Here is a 23909-nt window from a genome sequence, read left to right as displayed (position 1 = left end):
CACGACGGAGCAGGTGATGAATTTCCACGAAGTCAGATTTCCTGCCAGCCTGAGCTTTGGCTCGGTTGGTGGTCCCGAACGGCGCACCGATATCGTGACGCTGGCCAACGGGTTCGAAGAGCGCAACACACCTTGGGCGCATTCCCGGCGGCGCTATGATGCCGGGCTGGGGATGCGGTCGCTGGACGATATCGAAACGCTGGTGTCGTTTTTCGAGGCCCGCCAGGGTCAGATGTTCGGATTTCGCTGGAAAGACTGGTCGGATTACAAATCAGGGGCGGCAACGGCTGACGTGGCGCAGGACGATCAGGTGATTGCCCGCGGCGACGGGACGACAACCGAGTTTCAACTGGTCAAGACCTACAGTTCCGGCGGCTTCAGCTATGTCCGCCCGATCGTCAAACCTGTGCTCGGCACGGTTAAGATTGGCCTCGAGCAGGACCAGATGCGTGAAGGCGTCGATTTTGAGGTTGATCTCGCCACGGGCAGGATCGTGTTTTCCGCCCCGCCGCCCGAGCAAGTGGAAATAACCGCCGGGTTCGAGTTTGACGTTCCGGTCCGGTTCGACACCGACAGGATCCAGACCAGCGTGGCCAGCTTTCAGGCGGGTGACGTCCCCAATGTCCCGGTGGTCGAGGTGCGTGTCTGATGAGCGGCGATAAGCAAGGGCTGCAGACCCATCTGCAAAGCGGGCTGACCACGACCTGCCGGTGCTGGTTGATCCGGCGGCCCGACGGGCAGGAATATGGATTTACCGACCATGACATGGAGCTGAGCTTTGATGGCATGACCTTCAAGGCCAGCACAGGCCTGACGGCCTCGGCAATCGAGCAGGCGACCGGGTTGTCCATCGATAACTCCGAGGCCATGGGCGCCCTGTCCGACGCCGCCGTCACGGAAGAGGATATCGAATCCGGTCGGTTCGACGGCGCCGAAGTGCGGGCATGGTTGGTCAACTGGGCCGCACTTGAACAGAGGGTGCTGCAATTCAGGGGCTCGATCGGAGAGATGCGCCGCGCGGGTGGCGCGTTTCACGCCGAATTGCGGGGCCTTACGGATTTGCTGAACCAACCCATGGGCAGGATTTATCAGAAACCCTGCACGGCGGTTCTTGGAGACGGCGCCTGCAAATTTAACCTAAACGCATCGGGTTTCCGGGCCGAGGCCGAAGTCGTGAGTTTGATCGCTGGCAGCGCCCTGCAGCTGAAAGGCGCCAGCGGGTGGGACACGGGCTGGTTCAAACGCGGCAGATTGGACGTGGTGTCAGGACAGGCAGCCGGGCTTTGGGACTCGATCAAACAGGATGAGCAGATCACCGGTGGGCGCAGTGTTTCACTTTGGTCCGGGATCACCGGAGGACTGGCTGTTGGAGATCGGGTCAGGTTGACGGCCGGATGCGACAAGAGCATGTCCACCTGCCGTTTGAAATTCAATAACATGCTGAATTTCCAAGGATTTCCTGATCTTCCGGGTGAGGACTGGATGATGGCGGTGCCAAAACAAGGCAACCCGAACACCGGGGGAAGCAGACGATGAATGCGCGCAGGCAAGCTATTGTGGATGAGGCGCGCAGCTGGCTGGGGACCCCGTATGTGCATCAGGCTTCGGTCAAGGGTGCAGGCACGGATTGTCTGGGCCTGTTGCGAGGTGTGTGGCGCGCGCGGCTTGGGCGTGAACCAGAGGCCGTTCCCACCTACAGCATGGACTGGTCCGAACCTCAGGGCGAGGAACGCATGTGGGCCGCAGCCCGCCGCCATCTGATCGAAAAGAGCCCGGACGATCCGGCTGCGGGTGATGTGCTGTTGTTCCGGATGCGCGATGGGCGTGTGGCCAAGCATGTCGGCATTGTCAGCGCCACGGGGGCCGTACTGCGGTTCATTCACGCCTACTCCGGGTATGGCGTAGTCGAAAACACGCTGAGCGACCCCTGGCGCCGCCGGGTGGTCGCCTGTTTTGAATTCCCGCTGGAGGATATGTGAATGGCTACAATAGTTTTGTCCGCAGCAGGGGCCGCGATTGGCGGCGCGATTGGTGGCACCGTTGCAGGGCTTTCAACAGCTGTTATCGGCCGTGCTGTGGGGGCTACGCTGGGCCGGGTCATTGACCAGAGGTTGATGAGTCAATCAGTCATGGGGGGCGGCAGCGAAGTTGTTGAAACCGGACGTCTGGACCGGTTTCGTCTGACCGAAACCGGGGAAGGCGCCCCCGTCGCCACGGTTTTCGGACGTATGCGAGTAGGCGGTCAGGTTATCTGGGCGTCGGACTTTCTGGAATCCAAGAGTACCAGCACAACCACGCAATCCGGTGGCGGTGGAGGCGGCGGCAAGGGCGCTCCCAAAGCGCCCGAGGTGACGACGACCACCCACAGCTATAGTTATTCGATTTCTCTGGCCATCGCAGTGGGTTCCGGTCAGATTTCGGATGTTCCGCGTGTTTGGGCCGACGGAGAAGAGCTTGAGCGCACAAGCCTGCACATGCGGGCGTACCCCGGTGATCAATTTCAATTGCCCGATCCCTTGATCGAGGCCATTGAGGGCGCGGGCAATGTTCCGGCCTATCGCGGTACGGCCTATGTGGTGATCGAGAACCTGCAACTGGCGCAATTCGGAAACCGCGTGCCGCAGTTTTCCTTTGAAGTCGTGCGTCAGAAACAGCCGGGTCTACCGGATACGCCGGACGCCTTGTCCAGAACGATCCGGGGCGTTGCACTCATGCCGGGCACCGGCGAATACGCTTTGGCGAGCGAACAGGTCAACTATACCAAAGGGGTGGGGCAAAGCTGGGCTGCAAATGTCAATTCTCCCTCGGGGGTGTCGGATCTGGTAACCGCCACCCGATCCCTGCAAGCAGAGTTGGGGGCCTGCGATGCGGCCTCGTTGATCGTATCCTGGTTTGGTGATGATCTGCGGTGTGGAACCTGCCAGCTGCAGCCGAAGGTTCTGCACAAGGACATCGAGGGCGAGAATATGCCCTGGCACGTGGCCGGGGTGTATCGCAACACTGCCCAGCAGGTTCAGCACAAGGATGGCTTGCCTGTCTATGGCGCAACGCCCGCAGACCGATCCGTGGTGCAGGCGATCCGGCACCTGAAGGGCTCCGGCAAACGTGTCATGTTCTATCCGTTCATTCTGATGGATCAGCTTGAAGGCAACGTCCTGCCCGATCCGTGGTCTGATGCCGTCAGCCAGCCGCATCTGCCGTGGCGCTGCCGGATCACGCTAAGCGAGGCTCCGGGACGCGCCGGATCACCGGATCAAACGGCCGCCGCAGACGCGCAGGTTGCCGCGTTCTTTGGTAACGCGCAGGCCAGTGATTTTGTCGTTGGCGACGGTGAGGTGTCTTATACCGGACCGCAGGAATGGGGCCTACGCCGTTTCATTCTGCACTACGCGGCCCTGTGCAAAGCTGCCGGTGGAGTAGACTCTTTCTGCATCTCGTCTGAGATGCGTGGCTTGACACAGATCCGCGGCGCGTCCGGTTTCCCCGCCGTGGCACAATTGCGTGCGCTTGCTGCCGATGTGCGCGCGATTTTGGGCTCGGAAACCAAAATCGGCTATGCGGCGGATTGGAGCGAGTATTTCGGCTATCAACCCAATGATGGATCGGGGAACCGTTACTTCCATCTCGATCCGCTATGGGCTGACGGAAACATCGATTTTGTTGGCATCGATAACTACATGCCGTTGTCCGACTGGCGCGATGGGGTGGATCATCTGGACGCCCAGGCCGGGGCGGATGCGATCTATGACGTCAACTACCTTCGCAGCAATATTGAAGGCGGCGAGGGCTATGATTGGTACTATCCCTCACCCGAAGAGGCCGAAGCCCAGATCCGGGCGCCGATCACAGATGAGGATCACGGTGAGCCGTGGATATGGCGATACAAGGACCTGCGCAACTGGTGGTCAAACCGGCACCACGAGCGCATCGGAGGCGTTCGGCAAGAAAACCCGACGGATTGGGTGCCCGGGTCCAAGCCGATTTGGTTCACTGAACTTGGCTGTGCAGCGATCGACAAAGGAACCAACCAGCCGAACAAGTTTCTTGATCCCAAATCCTCGGAATCCAGTCTGCCCAAATATTCCAACGGCCTGCGCGACGATTTCATGCAGGTGCAATATCTGAAGGCGATGTTGGGCTATTGGTCCGATCCGGCGATCAACCCGGTATCGGACGAGTATGGCGGCCCGATGGTGGACATGGCGAACGCCTATGTCTGGGCCTGGGACGCGCGCCCCTTTCCCACTTTTCCCAACCTCCGCAGCCTGTGGAGCGATGGTGTGAACTACCCCCGCGGCCACTGGCTGAACGGTCGGTCCGGAACGCGCACGCTGGCCTCGGTTGTCACGGAAATCTGCCACGGGGCCGGGGTGACGCATATCGATGTATCGCGGCTGTATGGCGTGGTGCGGGGATACGCGATTGAAGACGTGACCAGCGCGCGTGCGGCGCTGCAGCCGCTGATGCTGCGCTATGGTTTTGACGCGATCGAACGGGACGGTGTGTTGCTGTTCCAGATGCGCGATGGTCGCAGGGCAATTGAACTGGACACCGAACTTCTGGCTGACAGCGCGGACATTGAAGGTCGTGTCGAATATCGCAGGGAGGCCGAGGCCGAACTGACGGGCCGTGTGCGTTTGCGATTTGTGCAGTCGGATGCCGACCACGATGTCGTGTCAGAAGAGGCCGTCCTGCCGGATACACGTACGCATTCCGTGTCGGTGAATGAGGTGCCTCTGTCGATGACGCGCGCCGAAGGTCGTCAGACGGCAGAGCGCTGGTTGAGCGAAGCGCGAGTCTCGCGCGAGACGGCCCGATTTGCGTTGCCGCCGTCGATGCTGCATCTGAGTGCGGGCGACGTTGTCACTCTGACGCAAGACGGTCAGGGCGCTCGCTATCGGATCGACCGTTTGGAGCAGGCCGATCTGCAATTGGCCGAGGCGGTACGGATCGAGCCCGGCGTCTATGCACCGTCCGATCTGCCCGATGATGAAGTGACCGCAAAGCCCTTTGTCGCACCAGTTCCCGTTTTGCCCGTATTTATGGATTTGCCGCTGATCACCGGGTCGGAAGCCCCGCACGCCCCCTATCTGGCCGCCTCGGCCAAGCCTTGGCCCGGTAGCGTTGCCGTCTATTCGGCAGCCAGTGATGAGGACTATGCGCTTCAGGACGTCATCTCGGGGCAGGCGGTCATAGGGTTCACCGAAACGCCGCTTAGCCGGGCAAGTGCGGGTGTCTGGGACGAAGCTGCGCCTCTGCGGGTCAACCTGATCGACGGATTGCTGGAGTCGCGCCCGCGTGAGGCGCTGTTGAACGGTGCCAATCTGGCGGCAATCGGGGATGGAACACCGGGCAACTGGGAGGTTTTCCAGTTCGCCGATGCCACCTTGCAGGACACCGGCATCTATACTTTGTCCGGGCGGTTGCGCGGCCAGTTGGGAACAGACGCGGCAATGCCTGATGTGTGGCCCGAAGGATCAATGTTCGTGTTGCTGGATCAGCGGGTCTATCAGACCAGCCTGCTGCGGTCCGAGCGGCGGGTGTCAAAACACTATCGCATCGGTCCCGCGACGCGAGGGTATGACGACCCGTCCTTTGTCCGCCTTGTTGAAGCCTTCGACGGCAACGGATTGCGCCCTTATGCTCCAGCGCATCTCCGGGCGGTTTCCTCGGGCGCAGGCGACCAGCTGTCATGGATACGCCGTACCCGGCTGGACGGGGACGACTGGGCCGGGCTGGACGTGCCGCTGGCGGAGGAAAGTGAATCCTACCTTGTTCAAATTCGCGTCAATGGCACGCTGGTTCGGGAACAGATTGTGAGCGAACCGAACTGGTTCTACTCGGTCGCGGCACAAGCGGCGGATGGGATCAGCGGGGCCTATGAGGTTCGGGTGGCCCAGGTTTCGGCCAGCTACGGACCGGGCCTGCACACCAGCCTGACAGTCGGGTAAGCCGCGACATGCGCCCTGTATTGCACGGAGATGTCAGCGCTGCGGCGCGGGCCTTGCTGGCCGCCTCGCCGGTGGACCGCAACCGCCTCTGCACTCGTATGATTCATGAAGCGGAACTGGCCGACAAACATGTCGGCCAGACCGGGCGGCTTCATCCACTATTCGGCAACGGATCATTAATGGCTGCGGCCCGCAACAGGCGGCTGGCGGATGAGCCGGGATTTGACGACCCGCAGTATTGCCAGTGTTTTGAGATGGTTCTGCGTCATCTGATCCGGTTCCAGATCAACCGGATGCACAGCTGACGCATCTGGTGGCGGCGAGGTCGAGGTTCAGTCGGGCTTTGGGGATCTCGTCGCCGCAATCCTCGCAATAGCCGAACTCCCCTTCCTCAATGCGGATCAGCGCGGCCTGCAAGCGCCGCGTCTCGATATCCCGATTGGTCTGCTGCGCCTTGGCCATGGCCTGATTCTGCAAAGCATCCATCCTGCTGAGGCGCCCGACGGCCTGTTGGTCCAGCTCGACAATGGCCTGCGCGTCTTTTTCCGCAGCCGAATGATCTGCAATCTCGGCCAAACGCGCCTGAATCCTAGTCGAAAAGCTAGCCAATTCAATTTCATTCATTTTCGTTAACCTGCAGATCACGGGTTTGCGTTTGGTGTTTTTACAACTAAATGGCATTCTAGGCGCAGCAAAGGATCAAAAGCCATGTTGGAAAAGCGCAGTCACGTGACGCCGGTTGACCCGGTCTGGACCCGTATCACCACCGAAGCTCAGGCAGCGGTCGAGAGCGAGCCACTGATGGGTGGTTTGGTGCATGCCTGTATTCTGCACCACCGCAGCCTTGAACGGGCCTTGTCTTACAGGGTGTCGGCCAAGCTGTGCTCGAACGAGATGTCGATGATGGTGTTGCGTGAAATCGTGGACGAGGCCTATGCGGATGACCCGTCGCTGATCGAGGCCGCGCGCGCCGACCTGATGGCCGTCTATGAACGCGACCCGGCGTGCCACCGCCTGTTGCAGCCGATTCTTTACTTCAAAGGGTATCAGGCGATGCAGGCCTATCGTGTGGCGCATTGGCTGTGGAAAAAAGGCCGCCATGATCTGGCGTATTTCTTCCAGATGCGCTCGTCCGAGATTTTCGGGATCGATATTCACCCCGCTGCCCGTATCGGCAAGGGCATCATGATCGACCATGCCCACTCAATCGTGATTGGTGAAACGGCTGTGGTGGGCGACAATGTCTCGATGCTGCATTCGGTGACCCTTGGCGGAACCGGCAAGGAAGAAGAACAGCGCCATCCCACGATCGGTGATGGAGTTCTGATCGGCGCCGGGGCCAAGGTTCTGGGCAATATCGAGGTGGGCCATTGCAGCCGCATCGCCGCAGGTTCGGTGGTGCTGCAAGAGGTGCCGGCCTGCACGACAGTTGCCGGTATCCCCGCCAAGATCGTCGGCGAGGCCGGTTGCGACCAGCCGTCGATCTCGATGGATCACATGCTGGGCAAAGACAAGTAAAACGTTGCTGATAAACGAAAAAAGCCGCCTCTGGTCTGAGGCGGCTTTATTTGTTTTAGGAGTGGATCAGGCCAGCATGACCATCGGGTTTTCAAGATTGTCGACAATGGCCTGCAGCAGCTCGGCACCCAGAGCACCGTCAATCACCCGGTGATCGACCGACATGGTGACCGACATGACGGTGGCGACGGTCAGCTCTCCGTCATCGCCAACAACCGGTTTCTTGACGCCGGAGCCCACGGCCAGAATACCGGCATGGGGTGGGTTCACGATGGCGTCGAAATTGTCGATCCCGAACATGCCGAGGTTCGAGATTGCAAAGGTTCCGCCCTGGTACTCGTGCGGCGCCAGCTTGCGCTCGCGGGCGCGGGAAGCGAGGTCTTTCATCTCGGTCGACAGTGCGGACAGAGACTTCATGTCGGCATCCTGCAGGACCGGGGTGAACAACCCGCCCTCAATCGCGACGGCAACCGCCACATCCGACGGTTTCAGTTGCAGAACGCGATCACCGGCCCAAACGGCGTTACAGGCTGGGACCTGTTGCAGCGCGTTGGCGACGGCCTTGATGATGAAGTCGTTGACGCTGAGCTTCACGCCGCGACCTTCCAGCTGCTTGTTCAGCTGGCCACGGAATTTCAGCAGTGCGTCCAGCTTGATGTCGCGGCGCAGGTAGAAATGCGGGATGGTCTGCTTGGCTTCGCTGAGGCGCGCTGCGATGGTCTTGCGCATTCCGTCGAGCTTGATTTCCTCGTACTCGCGACCCTCGTACATGCGGGCCACAGCATCTGCCGACGGACCAGCCGGTGCCGCTGCGGGAGCCGGTGCCGCCGCAGGAGCGGGAGCGGCCGCTGCCGGAGCCGCCGAGGCGCTTTCGACATCTGCCTTGACGATACGACCATGGGGCCCGGTGCCGGTGACCTGTGCCAGATCCAGACCTTTTTGCGCGGCAATCCGGCGGGCCAGCGGCGAGGCGAAGATACGACCGCCATCCGCCTTGACCGGTGCTGCCGGGGCAGGGGCGGGCGCCTCGGACGCCGCTGGCGCGGCAACCTCGTTGCCCGCGGCGGCTGCGGGGGCAGCCGCAGGGGCTGCAGCAGGCGCGGCCGTGATATCATCGGCGCTTTCGCCATCTTCCAGCAGAACCGCGATGGCGGTATTGACCTTGACCCCTTCGGTGCCCTCGGGGATCAGGATTTTGCCGATGGTGCCTTCGTCAACGGCTTCGAATTCCATCGTGGCCTTGTCGGTTTCAATCTCGGCCAAAAGGTCGCCGGAGGAGACGGTGTCGCCTTCCTTGACCAGCCATTTGGCGAGGGTGCCTTCCTCCATTGTCGGCGAAAGGGCGGGCATCAGAATTTCGGTGGGCATTAGGTTCTCCTATTGCACGTCTTCGAGGAGAGTTTTTTCAACAACTTCAGAAGCTCCATTGGAAATAGCGCTGCCAAGTATGCCGCGGAAAAAACCTTCACTGCGGTGGGGTTCGAAGATGGGTCGATCAATAAAAATGGAACGGTGACACCTAGTGCGATCCGCCCTGCAACAAAGCTCCAAGCTTTCTTGCTAAGTTCGGAAACTTCGGCACTCATCAGCTCGCTATCTTGCTCCAACAGATCGGAAGTCACTGTGCCAGACCATGCGCCCAACAGGCCGACAACAAGGAACAACATTTCGTTCATCGGCCACGCCCAAGACAACATGATCGTTGCAAGAAGCGCCAAAGGGACCGTAAAAATTCCAGCTAGGCCTTTTCTCATTGTCATTTGTAGGTCACTTGTTTGACGGCGGCGATCACCTCATCGGTGGTTATCAGCGCCAGTTTTTCGAGGTTCGCGGCATAAGGCATCGGAACATCCTTGCCGGTGCAGTTGATGACCGGAGCGTCGAGATAGTCGAACGCCTCTTGCATCACGACCGACGAGATGTAGCTGCCGACAGAGCCTTGCGGCCAGCCTTCTTCGACGGTGACCAGACGGTTGGTTTTCATCACCGAGTTGATGATCGCGCCGGTGTCCATCGGGCGGATGGTGCGCAGGTCGATCACTTCGGCGCTGATGCCTTCTTCGGCCAGCTTGTCGGCGGCTTCCAGTGCGAACTGCATACCGATGCCGAAGCTGACGATGGTCACGTCCGAGCCTTCGCGCCAGATGCGGGCCTTGCCCAGCGGGATGGTCAGGTCGTCCACTTGCGGCACGTCGAAAGAGCGGCCGTAAAGGATTTCATTTTCCAGGAAGATCACCGGGTTGGGGTCGCGGATTGCCGACTTCAGCAGACCTTTGGCGTCTGCTGCCGAGTAGGGCATGACCACTTTCAGGCCGGGGATCTGCATGTACCACGCGGCGTAGTCCTGAGAGTGCTGCGCGGCCACGCGGGCGGCGGCACCATTGGGGCCACGGAACACGATCGGGCAGCCCATCTGACCGCCGGACATATAGAGTGTCTTGGCGGCCGAGTTGATGATGTGGTCAATCGCCTGCATGGCGAAGTTGAAGGTCATGAACTCGACGATCGGCTTCAGGCCGCCAAAGGCCGAACCAACCGCAATACCGGCAAAACCGTGCTCGGTGATCGGGGTGTCGATCACCCTTTTAGGGCCAAACTCGTCCAGCAGGCCTTGCGAGATTTTATAGGCGCCCTGATATTCGGCGACTTCTTCACCCATCAGGTAGACATCTTCGTCACCACGCATTTCTTCGGCCATCGCGTCGCGCAGAGCTTCGCGGACGGTTTCGGATTTCATCTCGGCATCCGAGGGCCAATCGGGCGACAGATCAACGACCGGAGCGGCGGGGGCTGCTGCGGGAGCGGGGGCCTCAACCGCCGCAGGGGCGGCCTCGGTCACCGCTGCGGCTGCGGGGGCAGCCGTGGGCAGGGCGGAGGCGTCCTCGCCTTCTTCGACCAGAACGGCGATGGGGGTGTTGACCTTGACCCCTTCGGTGCCCTCGGCGATCAGGATTTTGCCGACGATACCTTCATCGACAGCTTCGAACTCCATCGTTGCCTTGTCGGTTTCGATCTCGGCCAGGATGTCGCCCGAGGTTACGGTGTCGCCTTCCTTGACCAGCCATTTGGCCAGAGTACCCTCTTCCATAGTGGGCGAAAGGGCGGGCATGAGAATTTCGGTTGCCATGTCTTAATCGTCCTCTCAGGCGTAAATGTCGGTCCAGAGCTCTTCGACGGAAGGCTCGGGGCTTTCTTTCGAGAATTCGGCGGCCTGGTTGACGATCTCTTTGATCTCTTTGTCGATCGCCTTCAGGTCATCCTCGGTGGCGTGTTTGCCGGACAGCAGCAGTTCGCGCACATGTTCGATCGGGTCGCTTTGTTCGCGGACCTTCTGAACCTCTTCGCGGGTGCGATACTTGGCCGGGTCGGACATCGAGTGGCCGCGGTAGCGGTAGGTCTTGATCTCAAGGATGTAGGGACCTTTGCCCGCGCGGCAGTGGGCGACGGCTTTCTCGCCGGCCTCCTTGACCGCCAGCACGTCCATGCCGTTGACGATCTCACCGGGGATGCCGAAGGCCTCACCGCGGTGGTAGATGTCCTTGGTCGAGGTCGAGCGCGCCTGAGCGGTGCCCATGGCGTATTGATTGTTCTCGATCACGAATACCACCGGCAGATCCCAAAGAGCGGCCATGTTGAAGGTCTCGTAGACCTGACCCTGGTTCGCCGCGCCGTCCCCAAAATAGGTGAAGGTCACGCCGCCGTTTTCCTTGTACTTGTCGGCAAAGGCCAGACCGGCGCCCAGAGGGACCTGCGCGCCGACGATGCCGTGACCGCCGTAGAAGTGCTTTTCTTTCGAGAACATGTGCATCGAGCCGCCCTTACCTTTGGACAGACCGCCGATGCGTCCGGTCAGTTCAGCCATCACGCCGCCCGGCTCCATCCCGCAGGCCAGCATGTGGCCGTGGTCGCGGTATGAGGTGATGCGTTTGTCGCCTTCTTTGGCTGCGGCCTCGAGGCCCACAACGACGGCTTCCTGTCCGATGTAAAGGTGGCAGAACCCACCGATCAGACCCATGCCGTAAAGCTGGCCCGCTTTTTCCTCGAATCGGCGGATCAGAAGCATTTCGCGGTAGTAGGTTTTAAGCTCTTCCGCGGAAACGTTTGGTTTCTTTGTGGTTTTTCGCGCAGCCATCGTGGCGATCTCCCCCTTCCGGACAGATAGTTTAGCGTTAAACTATCTCATAAAGCATTTTCACCTTTCTGGCGAGGGGAAATGTGACGCAGCGTTTTTGAGGGTGGATTGCATGCGTCCTTAGTGGCTGTGAACAATGGTTAGCGCATATAGTCTTCAAAATTTTTGATGTAGTCGTCCAGGTTTTCGGGCAGCATTTTTCGATACTCCTGTACGAAGTATTCGATTGTTTCTTCCTTCAAGTCCTTCATGTCGGCGCTGTTCTCGAAACCACATGCGCTGACCCAGGAGTTAAACCTTGCGACGGCGTAAAGGAGCGATGCGCTTACTTTGCCACCTCCGACTTGGTCAAGATAGGTGTTTGCCAAATTGATTACGGCGTCCGCCCGGTCGAAAAACTGATCGTCGGGTTTTTTTCACGCCAGCAAGCCTTTTCAAATGGGTGCAAAAAACCTTCGGACAGCCTGAGACATCAAACTGGAAAGCGTTTCCACGCCTGGGAATTATCGAATAACGATTTCATCCGAGCGGATCATACCCAGAACCGAACGCGCCTGTTGATCCAGCAGGTCGAGGTCCAGATAGGTATCCGACAAGCGGCGGGTCAGGTTTTCCATCTCGGCGATCTCAGCCTCAAGCTTGGCCAGATCGCGTGACAGGGCGTCCCGTTCCGCCGCAATCTCGACCCGTCGGAACAGGCCATAGTCGCCCTGCACGGCGGCAAAGGTGAAATAGACACCCAGCATAAACGCCACCATGAAGAAAACGACTGCGCCCAAACCGGGCCGATGGGAACGGGACACTCTGTTTACCGCCGTATGAACTGCCTCAATAACGTGCCCTTTGCGAGCATCTGATCGCACTATGTCACAGGCGATTCGGGTTGTGAATCCCCTGATTCGCAATTTTCAAAATTTGTTGGCCGCGCTTTTTCAGCGCCATGCCTCCAACACCTGATTGCGGGTCAGTGTCTGCTCTTCCATGCAGGCCCAATAGAACATCGGCGCTGCACTGCCGTCGCTTTTCAACTCGGGCTCGCAAGTGGCATCGCGGGTTTTCAGCCAAGCGCGCTGTTCGTTCAGAAGGGTTTGCCCGTCTCCGCGTGCGTCCGCTCTCGGTTTGACCTCTTTCCAGATCCGGTTGAGCTCGCGGTCGGCGATTTCCCATTTCTCCTTGGCGCAGAAATTCGCGTCCAGCTGGGTCTGCCCGCCGCAGCTGGATTGGGCAGCGGCGGTCAGGGGAAGCAGGGCAACGATCAGGCAGGCAAAAACTCTCATGGCAAATCCCCCTATGAAAGGAGGATTCTACCACGAGATCTGATATGCCCCAATTTTCGCGGTTTAGCCTTCCAGCGCGGCGACGCCGGGCAAGGTTTTGCCTTCCATCCACTCAAGGAACGCGCCACCGGCGGTCGAGATGTACGAAAAGTCCTTGGCCGCTCCCGAGGCGTTCAGTGCAGCGACCGTATCGCCACCGCCCGCGACCGACACCAACTGGCCCGAACGGGTCAGCGCGGCGGCTTTCAGCGCGGCGGCATTGGTGGCGGCGTCGAAGGGCTCGATCTCGAACGCGCCCAGCGGGCCGTTCCAGATCAGGGTCTGGCTTTTGGCGAAGATCTCGGTGATGGCTGCAACGCTTTCGGGGCCTGCGTCCAGGATCATACCGTCGTTGGTGCATTGATCGGCGGGCAGGACCTGATGCGGGGCGTTGGCCTCGAACTTGGCCGCAACAACGATGTCAGTGGGCAGAACGATGGTACAGCCCGCGCTTTCGGCTTTGGCCAGGATCTCGGCCGCGGTGTCTTTCATTGCGGTTTCGGCCAGCGATTTGCCCACGTTCAGGCCCTGAGCAACCAGGAAGGTGTTCGCCATGCCTCCGCCGATCACCAGATAGTCCACCTTGGAGATCAGGTTGCCCAGCAGTTCCAGCTTGGTCGAAACCTTCGCACCACCGACCACTGCGGTCACCGGGCGCTTGGGTGCGCCCAAGGCACCCTCCAGCGCCTCAAGCTCGGCCTGCATCAGGCGACCGGCGCACGAGGGCAGCAGGCGGGCGATGGCTTCGGTCGAGCTGTGGGCACGGTGAGCGGCCGAGAATGCATCGTTGCAATAAACCTCGCCCAGTTTGGCCATGCCTGCGGCCAGATCAGCGTCGTTCTTGGTTTCGGCCGCGTGGAAGCGGGTGTTTTCCAGCAGCAGAACCTGTCCGGGTTGCAGCGCCTCGGCGGCCAGCTCAGCCTCAGTACCGACGCAGTCGGCGGCGAACAGAACCGTGGAGCCAAAGGCGTCTTCCAGAGTGGGGACGAGTTGCTTTAGCGACAGGTTCTCGCGCCGTTCACCGCCCGGGCGTCCGAAATGCGCCAGCAGGATGGGTTTGCCTCCCGCCGCAAGGACATCGCGAACCGTCGGCACGATGCGCTGAATGCGGGTGGCGTCGGTCACAACCCCATCCACAACCGGCACGTTGATATCGACGCGCACCAGCACGCGTTTGCCGTTCAGGTCCATGTCGTCGAGAGTTTTCCAGCCCATCGTGCAATCCTCGGAAATGTGAAACAGATTTAGGCGGTTCTTTTCCTGCATTTTGCCCTCAGGTCAATGCGTCACTTGGCATTCATGCGCGTGGGGAATAGGTATTTGCGCAAGACAAACGACAGGAGGGCCTCATGGCCGAGATCAAGGATCCCGAAAACACCATCATCATCGAGCTGAAAGACGGCAATGTCGTCGTCGAGCTGCTGCCCGACGTGGCCCCTCAGCACAGTGCCCGGATGAAAGAACTGGCACGCGGTGGTGAATATGACAACGTGGCCTTCCACCGTGTGATCGACGGTTTCATGGCGCAGACCGGCGACGTACAGCATGGCGACATGGAAGACGGGTTCAACCTGCGTATGGCGGGCACCGGCGGCTCCTCGCTGCCGAACGTCCCGGCGGAATTCTCGAAGCTGCCGCATGACCGGGGCACGCTGGGTGCGGCACGCTCGCAGAACCCGAACTCGGCCAACTCGCAGTTCTTCATCAACTTCAAGGACAACCACTTCCTGAACGGCCAATACACCGTATACGGTCGTGTCATCGACGGGATGGAGCATGTGGATGCCATCGTTCGTGGCGAGCCGCCTGCGAACCCGGATCGCATGATCAGCGTCAAGGTGGCGGCAGATGTATAAGCTGGCCGCAGCCTTTGCCTTGCTGGCCAGCCCTGCGCTGGCCACCGGGCTTCAGATCGAGATCGAAGGCGAGGGCGCCAATGGCATCGTCACCGTCGACCTGTTCGAGGACCTCGCCCCCAAGCATGTCGAGCAGATCAGCGCTCTGGCCGCTGAGGGCAAGTATGACGGGGTGGTGTTCCACCGCGTGATTGAGGGGTTCATGGCGCAGACCGGCGACGTTGAATATGGCCGGATCGGTGGTGACATGCGCCGTGCCGGTACCGGTGGGTCTGATCGTCCTGACTTGCCTGCCGAGTTCTCGGATTACAACTATGATCGTGGCGTCGTCGGCATGGCGCGCGCGCAGGATCCGGACAGCGCGAACTCGCAGTTCTTCATCATGTTCGAACCGGGCCCGTTCCTGAACGGCCAGTACACGGTTGTTGGTCAGGTGACCGAAGGCATGGATGTGGTGGACGCGATCAAGCGCGGTGACGGCCCCAACGGCGCCGTGATCGGTCAGCCGGACGTGATGAAAAAAGTCACCGTCACTGAATAAACAAAAAAGCCCCGAGGCAAACAGCTTCGGGGCTTTTTCAGGCTCAGTCGTCGCCCATTGCCTGCCAGATCAGCGCCCCGATGGCCGCGCCGATCAGCGGGGCAACCCAGAACAGCCAGAGCTGCGACAGGGCCGGTGCATCCGCAAATAGGGCAACGCCAGTCGACCGCGCCGGGTTGACCGAGGTGTTGGTCACCGGGATCGAGATCAGGTGAATCAGCGTCAGGCACAGCCCGATGGCGATCGGGGCGAAGCCGTCGGGCGCAAAGTTGGATGTTGCGCCCAGAATGACGATGATGAAGAACGCGGTCATCACGATCTCGATCACCAATGCGGACATCATCGAATAGCCCTCTGGCGAGGCTTCGCCATACCCGTTCGAGGCAAACCCGCCGACACCTTCAAACCCCGGAGCACCGCTGACGATCAGGTACAGGACGGCAGCGGCGGCAATTGCGCCGATCACCTGCGCGATCCAATAGGGGATCAGCTCCTTGGCCGGGAACCTGCCGCCCATCATCAGGCCAAGACTGACCGCCGGATTAAAATGCCCGCCTGAAATGTGACCGACCGCATAGGCCATGGTCAGAACCGTCAGGCCGAAGGCAAAGGAAACACCCAGCCAGCCGATGCCTACATCGGCAACACCTGCTGCCAGAACAGCACTGCCGCAGCCGCCCAGCACCAGCCAGAACGTGCCGAAAAACTCGGCCATGAGTTTTGATGACATGAAAATCCCTCCTGAAAACACTGATTTAACGTTAATTCAAAAATCACGTTTTGTGAAACGTCGGGAAACGGGGAAAATTCAAACGCCCTGTTCAGAATTGGGGTTCCGGTTTTCACTGGGAAGGCTATCCCCAGCTGGCCGGGTCCAGACGGAACAGTTTCGACAGCTGTTCGTACACGTCAGGAACGGCGGCTTTCAATTGCCGTGGCTGTTCAAAGAAAACCTCGACCGAGACGGCAAAGAACTCTTCGTGGCCGGTCGCTCCATAGGGATCAATGACAGTGTGCTGCCCATGTTCCACGGCGCGCACATGGGCGTCATAGGCGGTCAGAAAGACGCGTTCCCATTCGGCAAAGCTCTGCCCGTCACTGAGGATCGGAACGCCGTTGGTGCCGCCTGACAGGTCGTCGACCTGATGCGCAAACTCGTGCAAAACGACGTTCTGACCGTCCCGGTCATTCATCGCCCCTGCCTTGCTGTGCCGCCACGACAGGATCACTGGTCCACGATCCCAGCTTTCGCCAGTGCGTACGATTTCCTTCTCGCTGACGACATAGCCAACCTGCCTGCGTTGGCGCGACTTGAAGGCATTGGGGTAGATCAGGATCGTTGTCAGGTGATCATACCAGAGGTCACTGTTCACCAGCAGCAGACTGGCCTGCGCCGCGATGGCCAGCTCCATTTCTTCGGTGACTTCCAGCCCGTCGCAGCCGTGGAATTGCACCTGGTTCAGAAACAGGTTCACCTTGCCGTCCAGCTTGGCCCGCAGATCAGGCGGAAGGCGGCGGATCAGCGGCACCTGCTGTTCGATCACGTTGCGTTGGTGGTCGGTCAGGGGGGTGGTCAGCAGCTCTTGACGCGCTTGTGACTTGGACCAGTGGCGGTACAGGAAAAAGCCCGCGATCAGCAGCAGAATTGAGAAAAAGATCAGCATACCAGAACCCTATACCGACCGGTCCCGGCGGCAAGGGCAAAAGAAAAACGCCGCAGGGTGACCCGCGGCGTTTGTGCATTCGGATATCAGTTCAGCGTTACTGCTTGACCTCGGCCGCCGGGTTGGCGCCGCCCTTGGCGCTGCGGCCCGGGTTCAGCGGATCGTCCTGACGCTGCACCGAACCTTCGAAATGCGCGCCGCTTTCGATGGCGATAGTCTTGTGGATGATGTCGCCTTCGACACGCGCGGTCGAGGTCAGGCGCACTTTCAGACCGCGCACGCGGCCAACGATGCGACCGTTGATCACGACGTCATCGGCGGTGACTTCGCCCTTGATGGTGGCGGTTTCGCCGATGGTCAGCAGATGCGCGCGGATGTCGCCTTCGACCGTGCCTTCGACCTGAATGTCGCCGGTGGTCTTCAGGTTGCCCGTGATGTGCAGGTCGGAGGACAGAACCGATGCCGGAGGCTTGGGCTTGGGCGCGGTGCTGGCCTTGTTTTCTGCCGGTGCAGGGGCCGCAGGGGTCGCCGGAGCGGCAGGCTTTGCCGCCTCGGGTGCATTGGATGCGGGCTCGTTGATTTTGCTCTTAGAAAACATTTCTCGCAGCCTTGATGTAAGTCATTGGGTTTACTGGTTTTCCGTTTACGCGGACTTCATAGTGCAGATGCGTGCCGGTAGACCGTCCGGTGCTACCCATATCAGCAATATGATCCCCGCGCGAGACCCTTTGACCAACCTTGACGCGGATCTTGGTGTTATGGGCGTAAAGTGTCTCAATTCCGAAGGCGTGGCGGATCTTGACCAGCCGCCCGAAACCGGATTGCCAGCCTGCATGAGTGACGACGCCATCTGCGGTGGCGAAGATATCCGTGCCCTGAGCACCAGCAAAATCGACGCCGTTATGCATGCGCCGCCCGCCGGTTTTCGGGTCGCGGCGCGTGCCGTAACCGCTGGTAAACCGCACCACGGACTTCACCGGATTGGCGAACGGCGCTTTTTCGGCGGCAAGGCGGTACAGGTTCAACTGATCCATCTGCTGCAGCAGAACATTTGCGCGGATCTCGTCGGGGGTCAGGTCCTCGCCGCGCGTGCTGAATGAGATGGGAGTCAGGGGTCCGCCCATACCGCTGTAACCGCGGCGGACCTCTTCAATAATACGGTCGGTGGGCATACCGGCCTGGCGGAACATCTTGTCCAGCGGTTCGACCGAGATCACCATCGCCTCTTCCAACTGGCGGAAGATCTCGTCGCTGCGTTCCTGCATCAGCTGGATTTCCAGCTCAAGCTCGTCGCGCTGGTGCAGGGCGTCCTTGGCATCGGCTGCGATCTGGTCGCGCTCCTGCGCGGTGCGGACCAGGGCCTCGGTCATGAATGTCATCTGTTCGGGAGAGGCCAGAGCGGTCACGTACATGTCGCCTTCACCGGCCTCGACCTGTACGTTGGCCAGTTCGGTACGGGCCTCTTCGCGCTGTTTCATGGTGGCGCGCAGAGTGGTCTGGATCACCTCGATCCCGGTCTCAAGCTCGCGCCGGCGGTTTTCCGAAGCCAGCAACTCCGACTGCATGGCCGAGATTTGCTTCAGCGCCGCGTTGAACCGGTCCTGCGCGGTCAGAGCCTCTTGGGCGCGCGCGTCGCGTTCGGTGGACAGGATGTTCAGACGTTCCTGATAGGTTGCCTGATCCCGTTTCGCCTGTTCGCGGAAGTTGCCCGACCCGATGCTGTCCATCAGCAGAATCGCCGTGGCGACGGCGGTCCAGCCGACAATCACCGATACACCGGCGACGGCCGCGACCTGCGTTTCCGAACTGAGCCGGATGAACCGCGTGTCATTGTCAGATTTCAGGAAAACCCGGCGTTCCGGGAAATGCCGCTCGAGCAGTGAGTGTAGTTTGATTGCCAGACGTGTTCGCACGCGTCTTTACCTCTCATCCCCAAGATCGGGACCGGTTGTGAGTGATGTCCGTCCCTTGGGCGCATTGCATAGAACGGGCGCGTGCTTTGGGCAAGTTTGTTAACCAGTTCACACAAGAATGCCTCATATTCCCGCCAATTCTCGGCGGGAAATTGCCGATGATGTCAAGTTGAGCGCGTTTTAAGGCGCGGAACCGGGCGGTGGCAGGTCCTCGGTCAGCGGCCAGTAGAAGTCGGGCGGCAGCCCGGCCTCGGCGCGTTTTTCCTCGTTGAACGGAGGTTTCAGCACCCCGTGGAAGTACCGCCGCACCAGTTGGTGAAACACATCCTTGGGGTCGGCGTTTTCGCGCCCACACAGGAAATGGAACCATTTCGAGCCATAGGCCACATGGCCGACCTCTTCGGCGTAGATGACCTCGAGCGCGGCGATGGCCCCTTCGTCTTGGGCCTTGCGGAAGATGTCGATCATGCCCGGTGTGACGTCCAGGCCGCGTGCCTCAAGCACCATGGGAACCACGGCCAAGCGCCCCATCAAATCCTCGGCCGTATCCTCGGCGGCGCGCCACATTCCGGCATGGGCGGGCAGGGCGCCGTAGCGGCTGCCCATGGTTTCCAGACAATCACAGATCATCTCGAAATGGCGCGATTCCTCTTCGGCGCATTTGACCCAGTCGTCATAGAAGCCGATCGGCATGGGCACGTGACCAAAGCGGGCGATGATGTCCCAGTGCAGGTCGACCGCGTTCAGCTCTATATGCGCGACGGCGTGCAGCAGGGCGATCCGGCCTGCCTCAGTTCCGGGTTTGCGCTTCGGAACTTCGCGCGGAGACAGCAACTCGGGCCGGTCCGGTCGCGCCGGTTGCAGCGGAGGCGTTGCAGTACCGATCTCAATCGTGGGCGCGTTCTCCTTGCGCGAGGCGAACCACGCCGCCGCATGGCGTTTGGACAGGGCGGTTTTTTCCCGCCCGTCCGCCGTGGTCAGAACTTCGGTCGCCATCTGGGTCAGTGTTTTCGACACCGAGTCTCTCCGCTTGCTCAGATGAGCGGGTCTTAGACCGGATGGCGACCGTGGTCGAGAGGGGTCACAGGGCGCGGACGGCCTCCAGCACCTCATCCACGTGGCCGGGCACTTTAACCTTGCGCCAGACGCGGGCGATCTTGCCCTCGGCGTCGATGATAAAGGTCGAACGCTCGATCCCCATCGACTTGCGCCCGTACATGTTCTTTTCGACCCACACGCCGAAATCTTCGCAGACCGAGGAGCCCTCATCCGACAAAAGCGGTGTGGTCAGGTTGTGCTTGGCGACGAATTTGTCGTGCTTGGCAACGCTGTCGCGCGAGATGCCGAAAACTTGAGCGCCAGCGTCGGCAAAGGCTTGAAGTTGTTCCGAGAAACCGATGGATTCCTTGGTGCAGCCCGGCGTATCATCACGGGGATAGAAGAACAGAACCACGGTGCCGCCGCGCAGGGCCGACAAGGTGACCTCGCCGCCTCCGTCGCGGGGCAAAGTGAAATCCGGGGCGATGTCTGAAACGTCGGGCATTGGAAACTCCGCTAAAGTTTTTTAAGGGCTGTCCGACATCATAGGGCGGCGCAAGCGGGTTGGAAGGCGTGGATAAAAAATTGGTGCAGCACGAAGACAAAAGTGCGACGCAGCCCGGGAAACCCCGGCGGCGCTCGAAACGTCGTATTGCTGCGCATTTTTCCATCTGGACCTGCCTGTCGATTGGCTTGCTGGTGTTTGCAGGCTGGTTCTTTCTGTTCGGTCAGAACCTGCACGCGCCGGAATGGGTGCGCCACAAGGTCGAGCAACGGCTGGAACAAAGCCTGGGCGGCCTGAAATTCAGCTTTGGAGATGCCAGTTTCATCGTCAACGAAGAATGGCGGCCTCGTCTGAAACTGACGGATGTGACGATCAGCGACGCCGCCGGTCAGCAGATTGCGCGGGTTTCGGATTTGCGCACCCGCCTTTCCATGCGCGGTTTGCTGCGGGGTCAGATTCGTCCGCGCCGCATCACTGTACGTGGGGCGCAATTCGACCTGACCCGGGGTCTGGACGGCGCACTGTCGCTGACCGTCGGGTCGGGCAGCGCCCCGGTGCAGAAGGCACCAGACCTGGCGCAACTGATCGAGCAATCGGACGATGTGTTTCTTTCGCCCTTGTTGTCGGGGCTGCGCTCGGTCGATTTGGAATCCCTGACGCTTGACTACAAAGACCTGCGATTGGGTCGCGCGTGGGTGTTTGACGGCGGCCACATCACGGCCACCCGCAACGGTGATGAAATGCATCTGGCTACCGGATTCTCGGTTCTGACCGGGCGGGACTATGCCAGTTCGATCGAAGCGAATTACACCAGCGTTTTAGGCACGCCAGAAGCACGGTTTGGCGTTGCGATCACCGATCTGCCCGCCGAAGATCTTGCCGGCCAGACCCTTGCACTGTCCTGGCTGCAGGTGCTCAATGCTCCGATCTCGGGTGCGCTGCGCGGTAGTGTCGACAGCAACTCGGCGCTGGGGCCAGTATTCGCGACATTGAACCTCGGGGCAGGTGCGGTGCAGCCGACACAGGAAACGCGCCCGATCCCGTTCGAGTCGGCCAGCACCTATTTCACCTACACCCCCAACCGTCAGGAACTGGATTTCAACGAAGTGTCGGTGGTCTCGGCCTGGGGGGCGTTCCAGGGCGAAGGCAAGGCCTTTTTGAACGGTATCGAAAACGGCGCGCTGGAAAGCCTGACCTCGCAGCTGAGTTTTAATAGTATCAATATCAACCCGGCCAACCTGTTCCCTGAATCATTGAAATTGGCGCGGGCCGAGCTGGATATGCAGATGAAACTGGCCCCGTTTGAACTGCGGCTGGGGCAGATCATGGTCCAAGACGCCAACTATCAGCTGCTGGGCGCGGGCAGGTTGACCGGCGAACCGGAGGGCTGGGCGGTTCAGGTGGATGCGCATCTGGACCACATGAACGCGGATCAGTTGTTGAACTACTGGCCGGACCGTCTGGCGCCGAAGCCGCGGATTTGGGTGGCAGACAACCTTTATGAGGGGCAATTTTCGGACGTTGATTTTGCCTTGCGGCTGCTGCCCGGAAACAAGCCGGACATTTATCTGGATTTCGGGTTCGATAAGGCAAAGATACGGTTTGCCAAGACCTTGCCGCCGCTTGTTGACGGGCAGGGGCAGGCCAGCCTGATCAACAACCGGTTCACGGCCACGGCGGAATCCGGGGTCGTTATTGCGGATCAGGGTGGGTCTATTAATGCCACCGGCACATCGTTCATCATCCCTGATACGAGTATCAAAGGGGTGTCTCCGTCGATTACCCGGATCACCGCCAAGGGCAGCGTTACGGCGGCAATGTCGCTGCTTGACCGGCCACCGCTTGAGTTGCTGACCAAGGCAAACCTGCCTGTCGATCTGGCGGAGGGTGAGGTGAGCCTGACCGGCACCCTGTCATTGCCGATGAAGAAAGGCCTGAAATTTGAAGAGACCGAGTTCCATTTTCTAGGTGAAATTGATGACGTGCAAAGCGACAGGTTGGTGCCCGGGTTCTCGGTCAGTGCCGCCCGGCTTGATGTGCAGGGCGACCAGACCGGGGTTGAGGTTTCGGGCAATGGGCTGTTTGGCGATGTTCCTCTTCGGGCTACATGGCGCCAGCCCATCGGGGGCACCGAACCACAGCGCAGCGAACTGACCGGGCAAATCGAACTGTCCCCCCGCCTGATGACCGAGTTGAAGGCCGGTCTGCCGCAGGGGATGCTGACCGGACAGGGCACTGCGGATATCACATTGGGCATTGGTGCGGGAACACCGCCGAAACTGACGGCGTCATCCGATCTGGCGGGTGTCGCACTGTCCATTCCCGAACTGGGCTGGCGCAAGGGAGCGGGCTCGACCGGTTCGATGACCGTCGCAGCGACGCTGGGCAGCAACCTGCGTGTGGATGAGCTTAAGCTTGACGCCGCCGGGTTGCGCACCACCGCGTCGATCTCATTCCGGGACGGGGATTTTGACCGCGTGCAGTTCAGCTCGTTCGATCTGGGCAATTGGCTGGCGGTGCCAGCCGAACTGGTCAATAGCGGCGGTTCTGTACCGGATATCCGTGTGCTGGGCGGCGTGATGAACCTTGGGCGCGCGAATTTCGGCAGCAGCAGCGGTGGTGGCGCGTCCGGACCCGGCCCCCGTCTGGATGTGACGCTGGATCGCTTGCAAGTCACCGAGACCATAGCCCTGACCGGCTTCAAAGGCGCGTTTCAGACCACCGGGGGCGTTAACGGTGCCTTTACCGCCAAGGTGAACGGCGGTGCTGCGGTGCGCGGGCAGGTCTCGCCGCGCGCAGGCCGCAGTGCGGTAACGCTGACCTCGGGGGATGCGGGTTCGGTTTTGCGTTCTGCCGGTATGATCACGCAGGCGCGCGGTGGATCGATGAACCTGCAACTGGAACCGGTCGCGGGCCCCGGCAACTACGATGTAAACCTGAAAATCACGGACACGCGTATCAAGGACGCCCCTGCGATGGCCGCGCTGCTGAATGCCATCAGCCTTGTGGGTCTGCTGGATGAAATGGCCGGGCAGGGCATCTTTTTCGGAACCATCGAAAGCCGGATGCGTATCACGCCAACACAGGTCAAGGTTCTCAGCGGCAGTGCGGTCGGGCCGTCGATGGGCCTGTCCTTTGACGGCACCATCGACACGGTTAACGGATTGCTGAACCTGCGCGGCGCAATCTCTCCGATCTATCTGGTCAATGCGATTGGCAGTGTCTTTACCAAGAAGGGCGAGGGCATCATCGGCTTCAACTATACCCTGACCGGGCCACTGCGACAGCCGAAAGTGTCGGTCAACCCGCTATCCGGATTGGCACCGCTGTTCCTGCGCAACCTACTGAGGCCGCCGGCTCCCAAAGTCACTGACGGACCAAACGCGCAGCCGGTCAAACCGGATGAACCGAAACGAACTTTCGGAGCACCCGCATCAGACCGTTGAACTGGGAAGTCGGGCGCTGTATGGCGCGG

Annotated in this window: 23 protein-coding genes and 1 pseudogene; 9 read left to right on the top strand and 15 right to left on the bottom strand. The window is 60.4% G+C overall.

The features are described 5' to 3' along the window. The first annotated feature begins 16 nt into the window (after positions 1-16). The 5 genes from GOX88_RS04660 to GOX88_RS04640 are packed head-to-tail and all read left to right on the top strand — an operon-like array spanning position 17 to position 6256. Positions 17-649 carry a DUF2460 domain-containing protein gene (locus GOX88_RS04660; RefSeq protein ID WP_170399803.1) on the top strand — a complete coding sequence of 211 codons (633 nt, stop codon included), beginning with the start codon at positions 17-19 and terminating at the stop codon, positions 647-649. Next, complete coding sequence (locus GOX88_RS04655; protein WP_170399800.1) at positions 649-1536, top strand: DUF2163 domain-containing protein; 888 nt, start codon at positions 649-651, stop codon at positions 1534-1536. The genes GOX88_RS04660 and GOX88_RS04655 overlap by 1 nt, the downstream gene beginning before the upstream one ends. Then, positions 1533-1979 carry an NlpC/P60 family protein gene (locus GOX88_RS04650; RefSeq protein WP_170399797.1) on the top strand — a complete coding sequence of 149 codons (447 nt, stop codon included), beginning with the start codon at positions 1533-1535 and terminating at the stop codon, positions 1977-1979. Before GOX88_RS04655 ends, GOX88_RS04650 begins: the two co-directional genes overlap by 4 nt. Then, positions 1980-5951, top strand: a complete 3972-nt coding sequence (locus tag GOX88_RS04645) for a baseplate multidomain protein megatron (RefSeq protein WP_170399794.1) — start codon at positions 1980-1982, stop codon at positions 5949-5951. A gap of 8 nt (positions 5952-5959) precedes the next feature. After that, on the top strand, positions 5960-6256 hold the full coding sequence (locus GOX88_RS04640) for a DUF7742 family protein (RefSeq protein ID WP_170399791.1): 297 nt from the start codon (positions 5960-5962) through the stop codon (positions 6254-6256). Here GOX88_RS04640 and GOX88_RS04635 read toward each other — a convergent pair. After that, positions 6237-6575 carry a TraR/DksA family transcriptional regulator gene (locus GOX88_RS04635; protein WP_170399788.1) on the bottom strand — a complete coding sequence of 113 codons (339 nt, stop codon included), beginning with the start codon at positions 6573-6575 and terminating at the stop codon, positions 6237-6239. The two genes, GOX88_RS04640 and GOX88_RS04635, sit on opposite strands and share 20 nt — an antisense overlap. Before the next feature lie 84 nt (positions 6576-6659). Between GOX88_RS04635 and cysE the strand changes: the two genes are divergently transcribed. Then, complete coding sequence (cysE, locus tag GOX88_RS04630) at positions 6660-7469, top strand: serine O-acetyltransferase (protein ID WP_170399785.1); 810 nt, start codon at positions 6660-6662, stop codon at positions 7467-7469. 66 nt (positions 7470-7535) lie between these two features. Here cysE and GOX88_RS04625 read toward each other — a convergent pair whose 3' ends face one another. The 8 genes and pseudogenes from GOX88_RS04625 to GOX88_RS04590 form a co-directional block, all read right to left on the bottom strand. Then, positions 7536-8837 (bottom strand): pyruvate dehydrogenase complex dihydrolipoamide acetyltransferase, encoded by a 1302-nt coding sequence (locus GOX88_RS04625; protein ID WP_170399782.1) that lies wholly within the window; start codon positions 8835-8837, stop codon positions 7536-7538. Then, positions 8837-9229, bottom strand: a complete 393-nt coding sequence (locus GOX88_RS04620; protein ID WP_170428950.1) for a hypothetical protein — start codon at positions 9227-9229, stop codon at positions 8837-8839. Before GOX88_RS04620 ends, GOX88_RS04625 begins: the two co-directional genes overlap by 1 nt. Continuing rightward, positions 9226-10596, bottom strand: coding sequence for a pyruvate dehydrogenase complex E1 component subunit beta (locus tag GOX88_RS04615; RefSeq protein ID WP_170399777.1), 1371 nt, complete (start codon positions 10594-10596; stop codon positions 9226-9228). Before GOX88_RS04615 ends, GOX88_RS04620 begins: the two co-directional genes overlap by 4 nt. Positions 10597-10611: 15 nt before the next feature. Continuing rightward, on the bottom strand, positions 10612-11601 hold the full coding sequence (gene pdhA / locus GOX88_RS04610; RefSeq protein WP_170399774.1) for a pyruvate dehydrogenase (acetyl-transferring) E1 component subunit alpha: 990 nt from the start codon (positions 11599-11601) through the stop codon (positions 10612-10614). A 140-nt stretch (positions 11602-11741) separates the two neighbouring features. Next, a pseudogene (locus GOX88_RS04605) lies at positions 11742-11987 on the bottom strand (DUF3144 domain-containing protein); the annotation flags it as partial. A gap of 117 nt (positions 11988-12104) precedes the next feature. Beyond that, positions 12105-12404: an FtsB family cell division protein gene (locus GOX88_RS04600; protein ID WP_068331927.1), complete on the bottom strand. Its 300-nt coding sequence runs from the start codon at positions 12402-12404 to the stop codon at positions 12105-12107. Between the two features lie 129 nt (positions 12405-12533). Then, positions 12534-12878 carry a lysozyme inhibitor LprI family protein gene (locus tag GOX88_RS04595; RefSeq protein WP_170399771.1) on the bottom strand — a complete coding sequence of 115 codons (345 nt, stop codon included), beginning with the start codon at positions 12876-12878 and terminating at the stop codon, positions 12534-12536. Positions 12879-12941: 63 nt separating this feature from the next. Next, positions 12942-14132 (bottom strand): phosphoglycerate kinase, encoded by a 1191-nt coding sequence (locus GOX88_RS04590; protein WP_170400255.1) that lies wholly within the window; start codon positions 14130-14132, stop codon positions 12942-12944. A 134-nt stretch (positions 14133-14266) separates the two neighbouring features. On the opposite strand from GOX88_RS04590, the gene GOX88_RS04585 reads away from it, so the two are divergent. Together GOX88_RS04585 and GOX88_RS04580 are read left to right on the top strand one after the other, a co-directional pair. After that, positions 14267-14773 carry a peptidylprolyl isomerase gene (locus tag GOX88_RS04585; protein WP_170399768.1) on the top strand — a complete coding sequence of 169 codons (507 nt, stop codon included), beginning with the start codon at positions 14267-14269 and terminating at the stop codon, positions 14771-14773. Further along, a complete protein-coding gene (locus tag GOX88_RS04580; RefSeq protein ID WP_170399765.1) occupies positions 14766-15314 on the top strand; it encodes a peptidylprolyl isomerase in 549 nt (182 codons plus the stop codon). The genes GOX88_RS04585 and GOX88_RS04580 overlap by 8 nt, the downstream gene beginning before the upstream one ends. Positions 15315-15357: 43 nt before the next feature. Here GOX88_RS04580 and aqpZ read toward each other — a convergent pair whose 3' ends face one another. From aqpZ to GOX88_RS04550, 6 genes are all read right to left on the bottom strand, one after another. After that, a complete protein-coding gene (gene aqpZ / locus GOX88_RS04575) occupies positions 15358-16044 on the bottom strand; it encodes an aquaporin Z (RefSeq protein ID WP_170325271.1) in 687 nt (228 codons plus the stop codon). Positions 16045-16168: 124 nt separating this feature from the next. Continuing rightward, positions 16169-16978: a zinc-dependent peptidase gene (locus tag GOX88_RS04570; protein WP_170399762.1), complete on the bottom strand. Its 810-nt coding sequence runs from the start codon at positions 16976-16978 to the stop codon at positions 16169-16171. A 97-nt stretch (positions 16979-17075) separates the two neighbouring features. Next, positions 17076-17576: a bactofilin family protein gene (locus GOX88_RS04565; RefSeq protein ID WP_170399759.1), complete on the bottom strand. Its 501-nt coding sequence runs from the start codon at positions 17574-17576 to the stop codon at positions 17076-17078. Next, the gene (locus tag GOX88_RS04560; protein ID WP_170399756.1) at positions 17566-18891 is read right to left on the bottom strand and encodes a DUF5930 domain-containing protein; all 1326 of its coding nucleotides are present in this window, start codon (positions 18889-18891) and stop codon (positions 17566-17568) included. Before GOX88_RS04560 ends, GOX88_RS04565 begins: the two co-directional genes overlap by 11 nt. A 180-nt stretch (positions 18892-19071) precedes the next feature. Then, positions 19072-19908 (bottom strand): ferritin-like domain-containing protein, encoded by an 837-nt coding sequence (locus GOX88_RS04555; protein WP_367648055.1) that lies wholly within the window; start codon positions 19906-19908, stop codon positions 19072-19074. Positions 19909-19972: 64 nt separating this feature from the next. Then, a complete protein-coding gene (locus GOX88_RS04550; RefSeq protein ID WP_170399751.1) occupies positions 19973-20434 on the bottom strand; it encodes a peroxiredoxin in 462 nt (153 codons plus the stop codon). A gap of 68 nt (positions 20435-20502) precedes the next feature. On the opposite strand from GOX88_RS04550, the gene GOX88_RS04545 reads away from it, so the two are divergent. After that, positions 20503-23880 (top strand): YhdP family protein, encoded by a 3378-nt coding sequence (locus GOX88_RS04545; RefSeq protein ID WP_367647753.1) that lies wholly within the window; start codon positions 20503-20505, stop codon positions 23878-23880. The last annotated feature ends 29 nt before the right edge of the window (positions 23881-23909 follow it).

The organism is Ruegeria arenilitoris, from assembly GCF_013030985.1.
In the GTDB taxonomy this organism is placed as follows: domain Bacteria; phylum Pseudomonadota; class Alphaproteobacteria; order Rhodobacterales; family Rhodobacteraceae; genus Ruegeria; species Ruegeria arenilitoris_B.
This window is presented reverse-complemented; position numbering and strand designations above follow the sequence as displayed.

What these genes read in the sequence shown, in the direction of transcription:
- GOX88_RS04660 (WP_170399803.1), top strand. Translation starts at nt 17, where the DNA reads ATGAATTTCCACGAAGTCAGATTTCCTGCCAGCCTGAGCTTTGGCTCG.
- GOX88_RS04655 (WP_170399800.1), top strand. Translation starts at nt 649, where the DNA reads ATGAGCGGCGATAAGCAAGGGCTGCAGACCCATCTGCAAAGCGGGCTG.
- GOX88_RS04650 (WP_170399797.1), top strand. Translation starts at nt 1,533, where the DNA reads ATGAATGCGCGCAGGCAAGCTATTGTGGATGAGGCGCGCAGCTGGCTG.
- GOX88_RS04645 (WP_170399794.1), top strand. Translation starts at nt 1,980, where the DNA reads ATGGCTACAATAGTTTTGTCCGCAGCAGGGGCCGCGATTGGCGGCGCG.
- GOX88_RS04640 (WP_170399791.1), top strand. Translation starts at nt 5,960, where the DNA reads ATGCGCCCTGTATTGCACGGAGATGTCAGCGCTGCGGCGCGGGCCTTG.
- GOX88_RS04635 (WP_170399788.1), bottom strand. Translation starts at nt 6,575, where the DNA reads ATGAATGAAATTGAATTGGCTAGCTTTTCGACTAGGATTCAGGCGCGT.
- cysE (WP_170399785.1), top strand. Translation starts at nt 6,660, where the DNA reads ATGTTGGAAAAGCGCAGTCACGTGACGCCGGTTGACCCGGTCTGGACC.
- GOX88_RS04625 (WP_170399782.1), bottom strand. Translation starts at nt 8,837, where the DNA reads ATGCCCACCGAAATTCTGATGCCCGCCCTTTCGCCGACAATGGAGGAA.
- GOX88_RS04620 (WP_170428950.1), bottom strand. Translation starts at nt 9,229, where the DNA reads ATGACAATGAGAAAAGGCCTAGCTGGAATTTTTACGGTCCCTTTGGCG.
- GOX88_RS04615 (WP_170399777.1), bottom strand. Translation starts at nt 10,596, where the DNA reads ATGGCAACCGAAATTCTCATGCCCGCCCTTTCGCCCACTATGGAAGAG.
- pdhA (WP_170399774.1), bottom strand. Translation starts at nt 11,601, where the DNA reads ATGGCTGCGCGAAAAACCACAAAGAAACCAAACGTTTCCGCGGAAGAG.
- GOX88_RS04595 (WP_170399771.1), bottom strand. Translation starts at nt 12,878, where the DNA reads ATGAGAGTTTTTGCCTGCCTGATCGTTGCCCTGCTTCCCCTGACCGCC.
- GOX88_RS04590 (WP_170400255.1), bottom strand. Translation starts at nt 14,132, where the DNA reads ATGGGCTGGAAAACTCTCGACGACATGGACCTGAACGGCAAACGCGTG.
- GOX88_RS04585 (WP_170399768.1), top strand. Translation starts at nt 14,267, where the DNA reads ATGGCCGAGATCAAGGATCCCGAAAACACCATCATCATCGAGCTGAAA.
- GOX88_RS04580 (WP_170399765.1), top strand. Translation starts at nt 14,766, where the DNA reads ATGTATAAGCTGGCCGCAGCCTTTGCCTTGCTGGCCAGCCCTGCGCTG.
- aqpZ (WP_170325271.1), bottom strand. Translation starts at nt 16,044, where the DNA reads ATGTCATCAAAACTCATGGCCGAGTTTTTCGGCACGTTCTGGCTGGTG.
- GOX88_RS04570 (WP_170399762.1), bottom strand. Translation starts at nt 16,978, where the DNA reads ATGCTGATCTTTTTCTCAATTCTGCTGCTGATCGCGGGCTTTTTCCTG.
- GOX88_RS04565 (WP_170399759.1), bottom strand. Translation starts at nt 17,576, where the DNA reads ATGTTTTCTAAGAGCAAAATCAACGAGCCCGCATCCAATGCACCCGAG.
- GOX88_RS04550 (WP_170399751.1), bottom strand. Translation starts at nt 20,434, where the DNA reads ATGCCCGACGTTTCAGACATCGCCCCGGATTTCACTTTGCCCCGCGAC.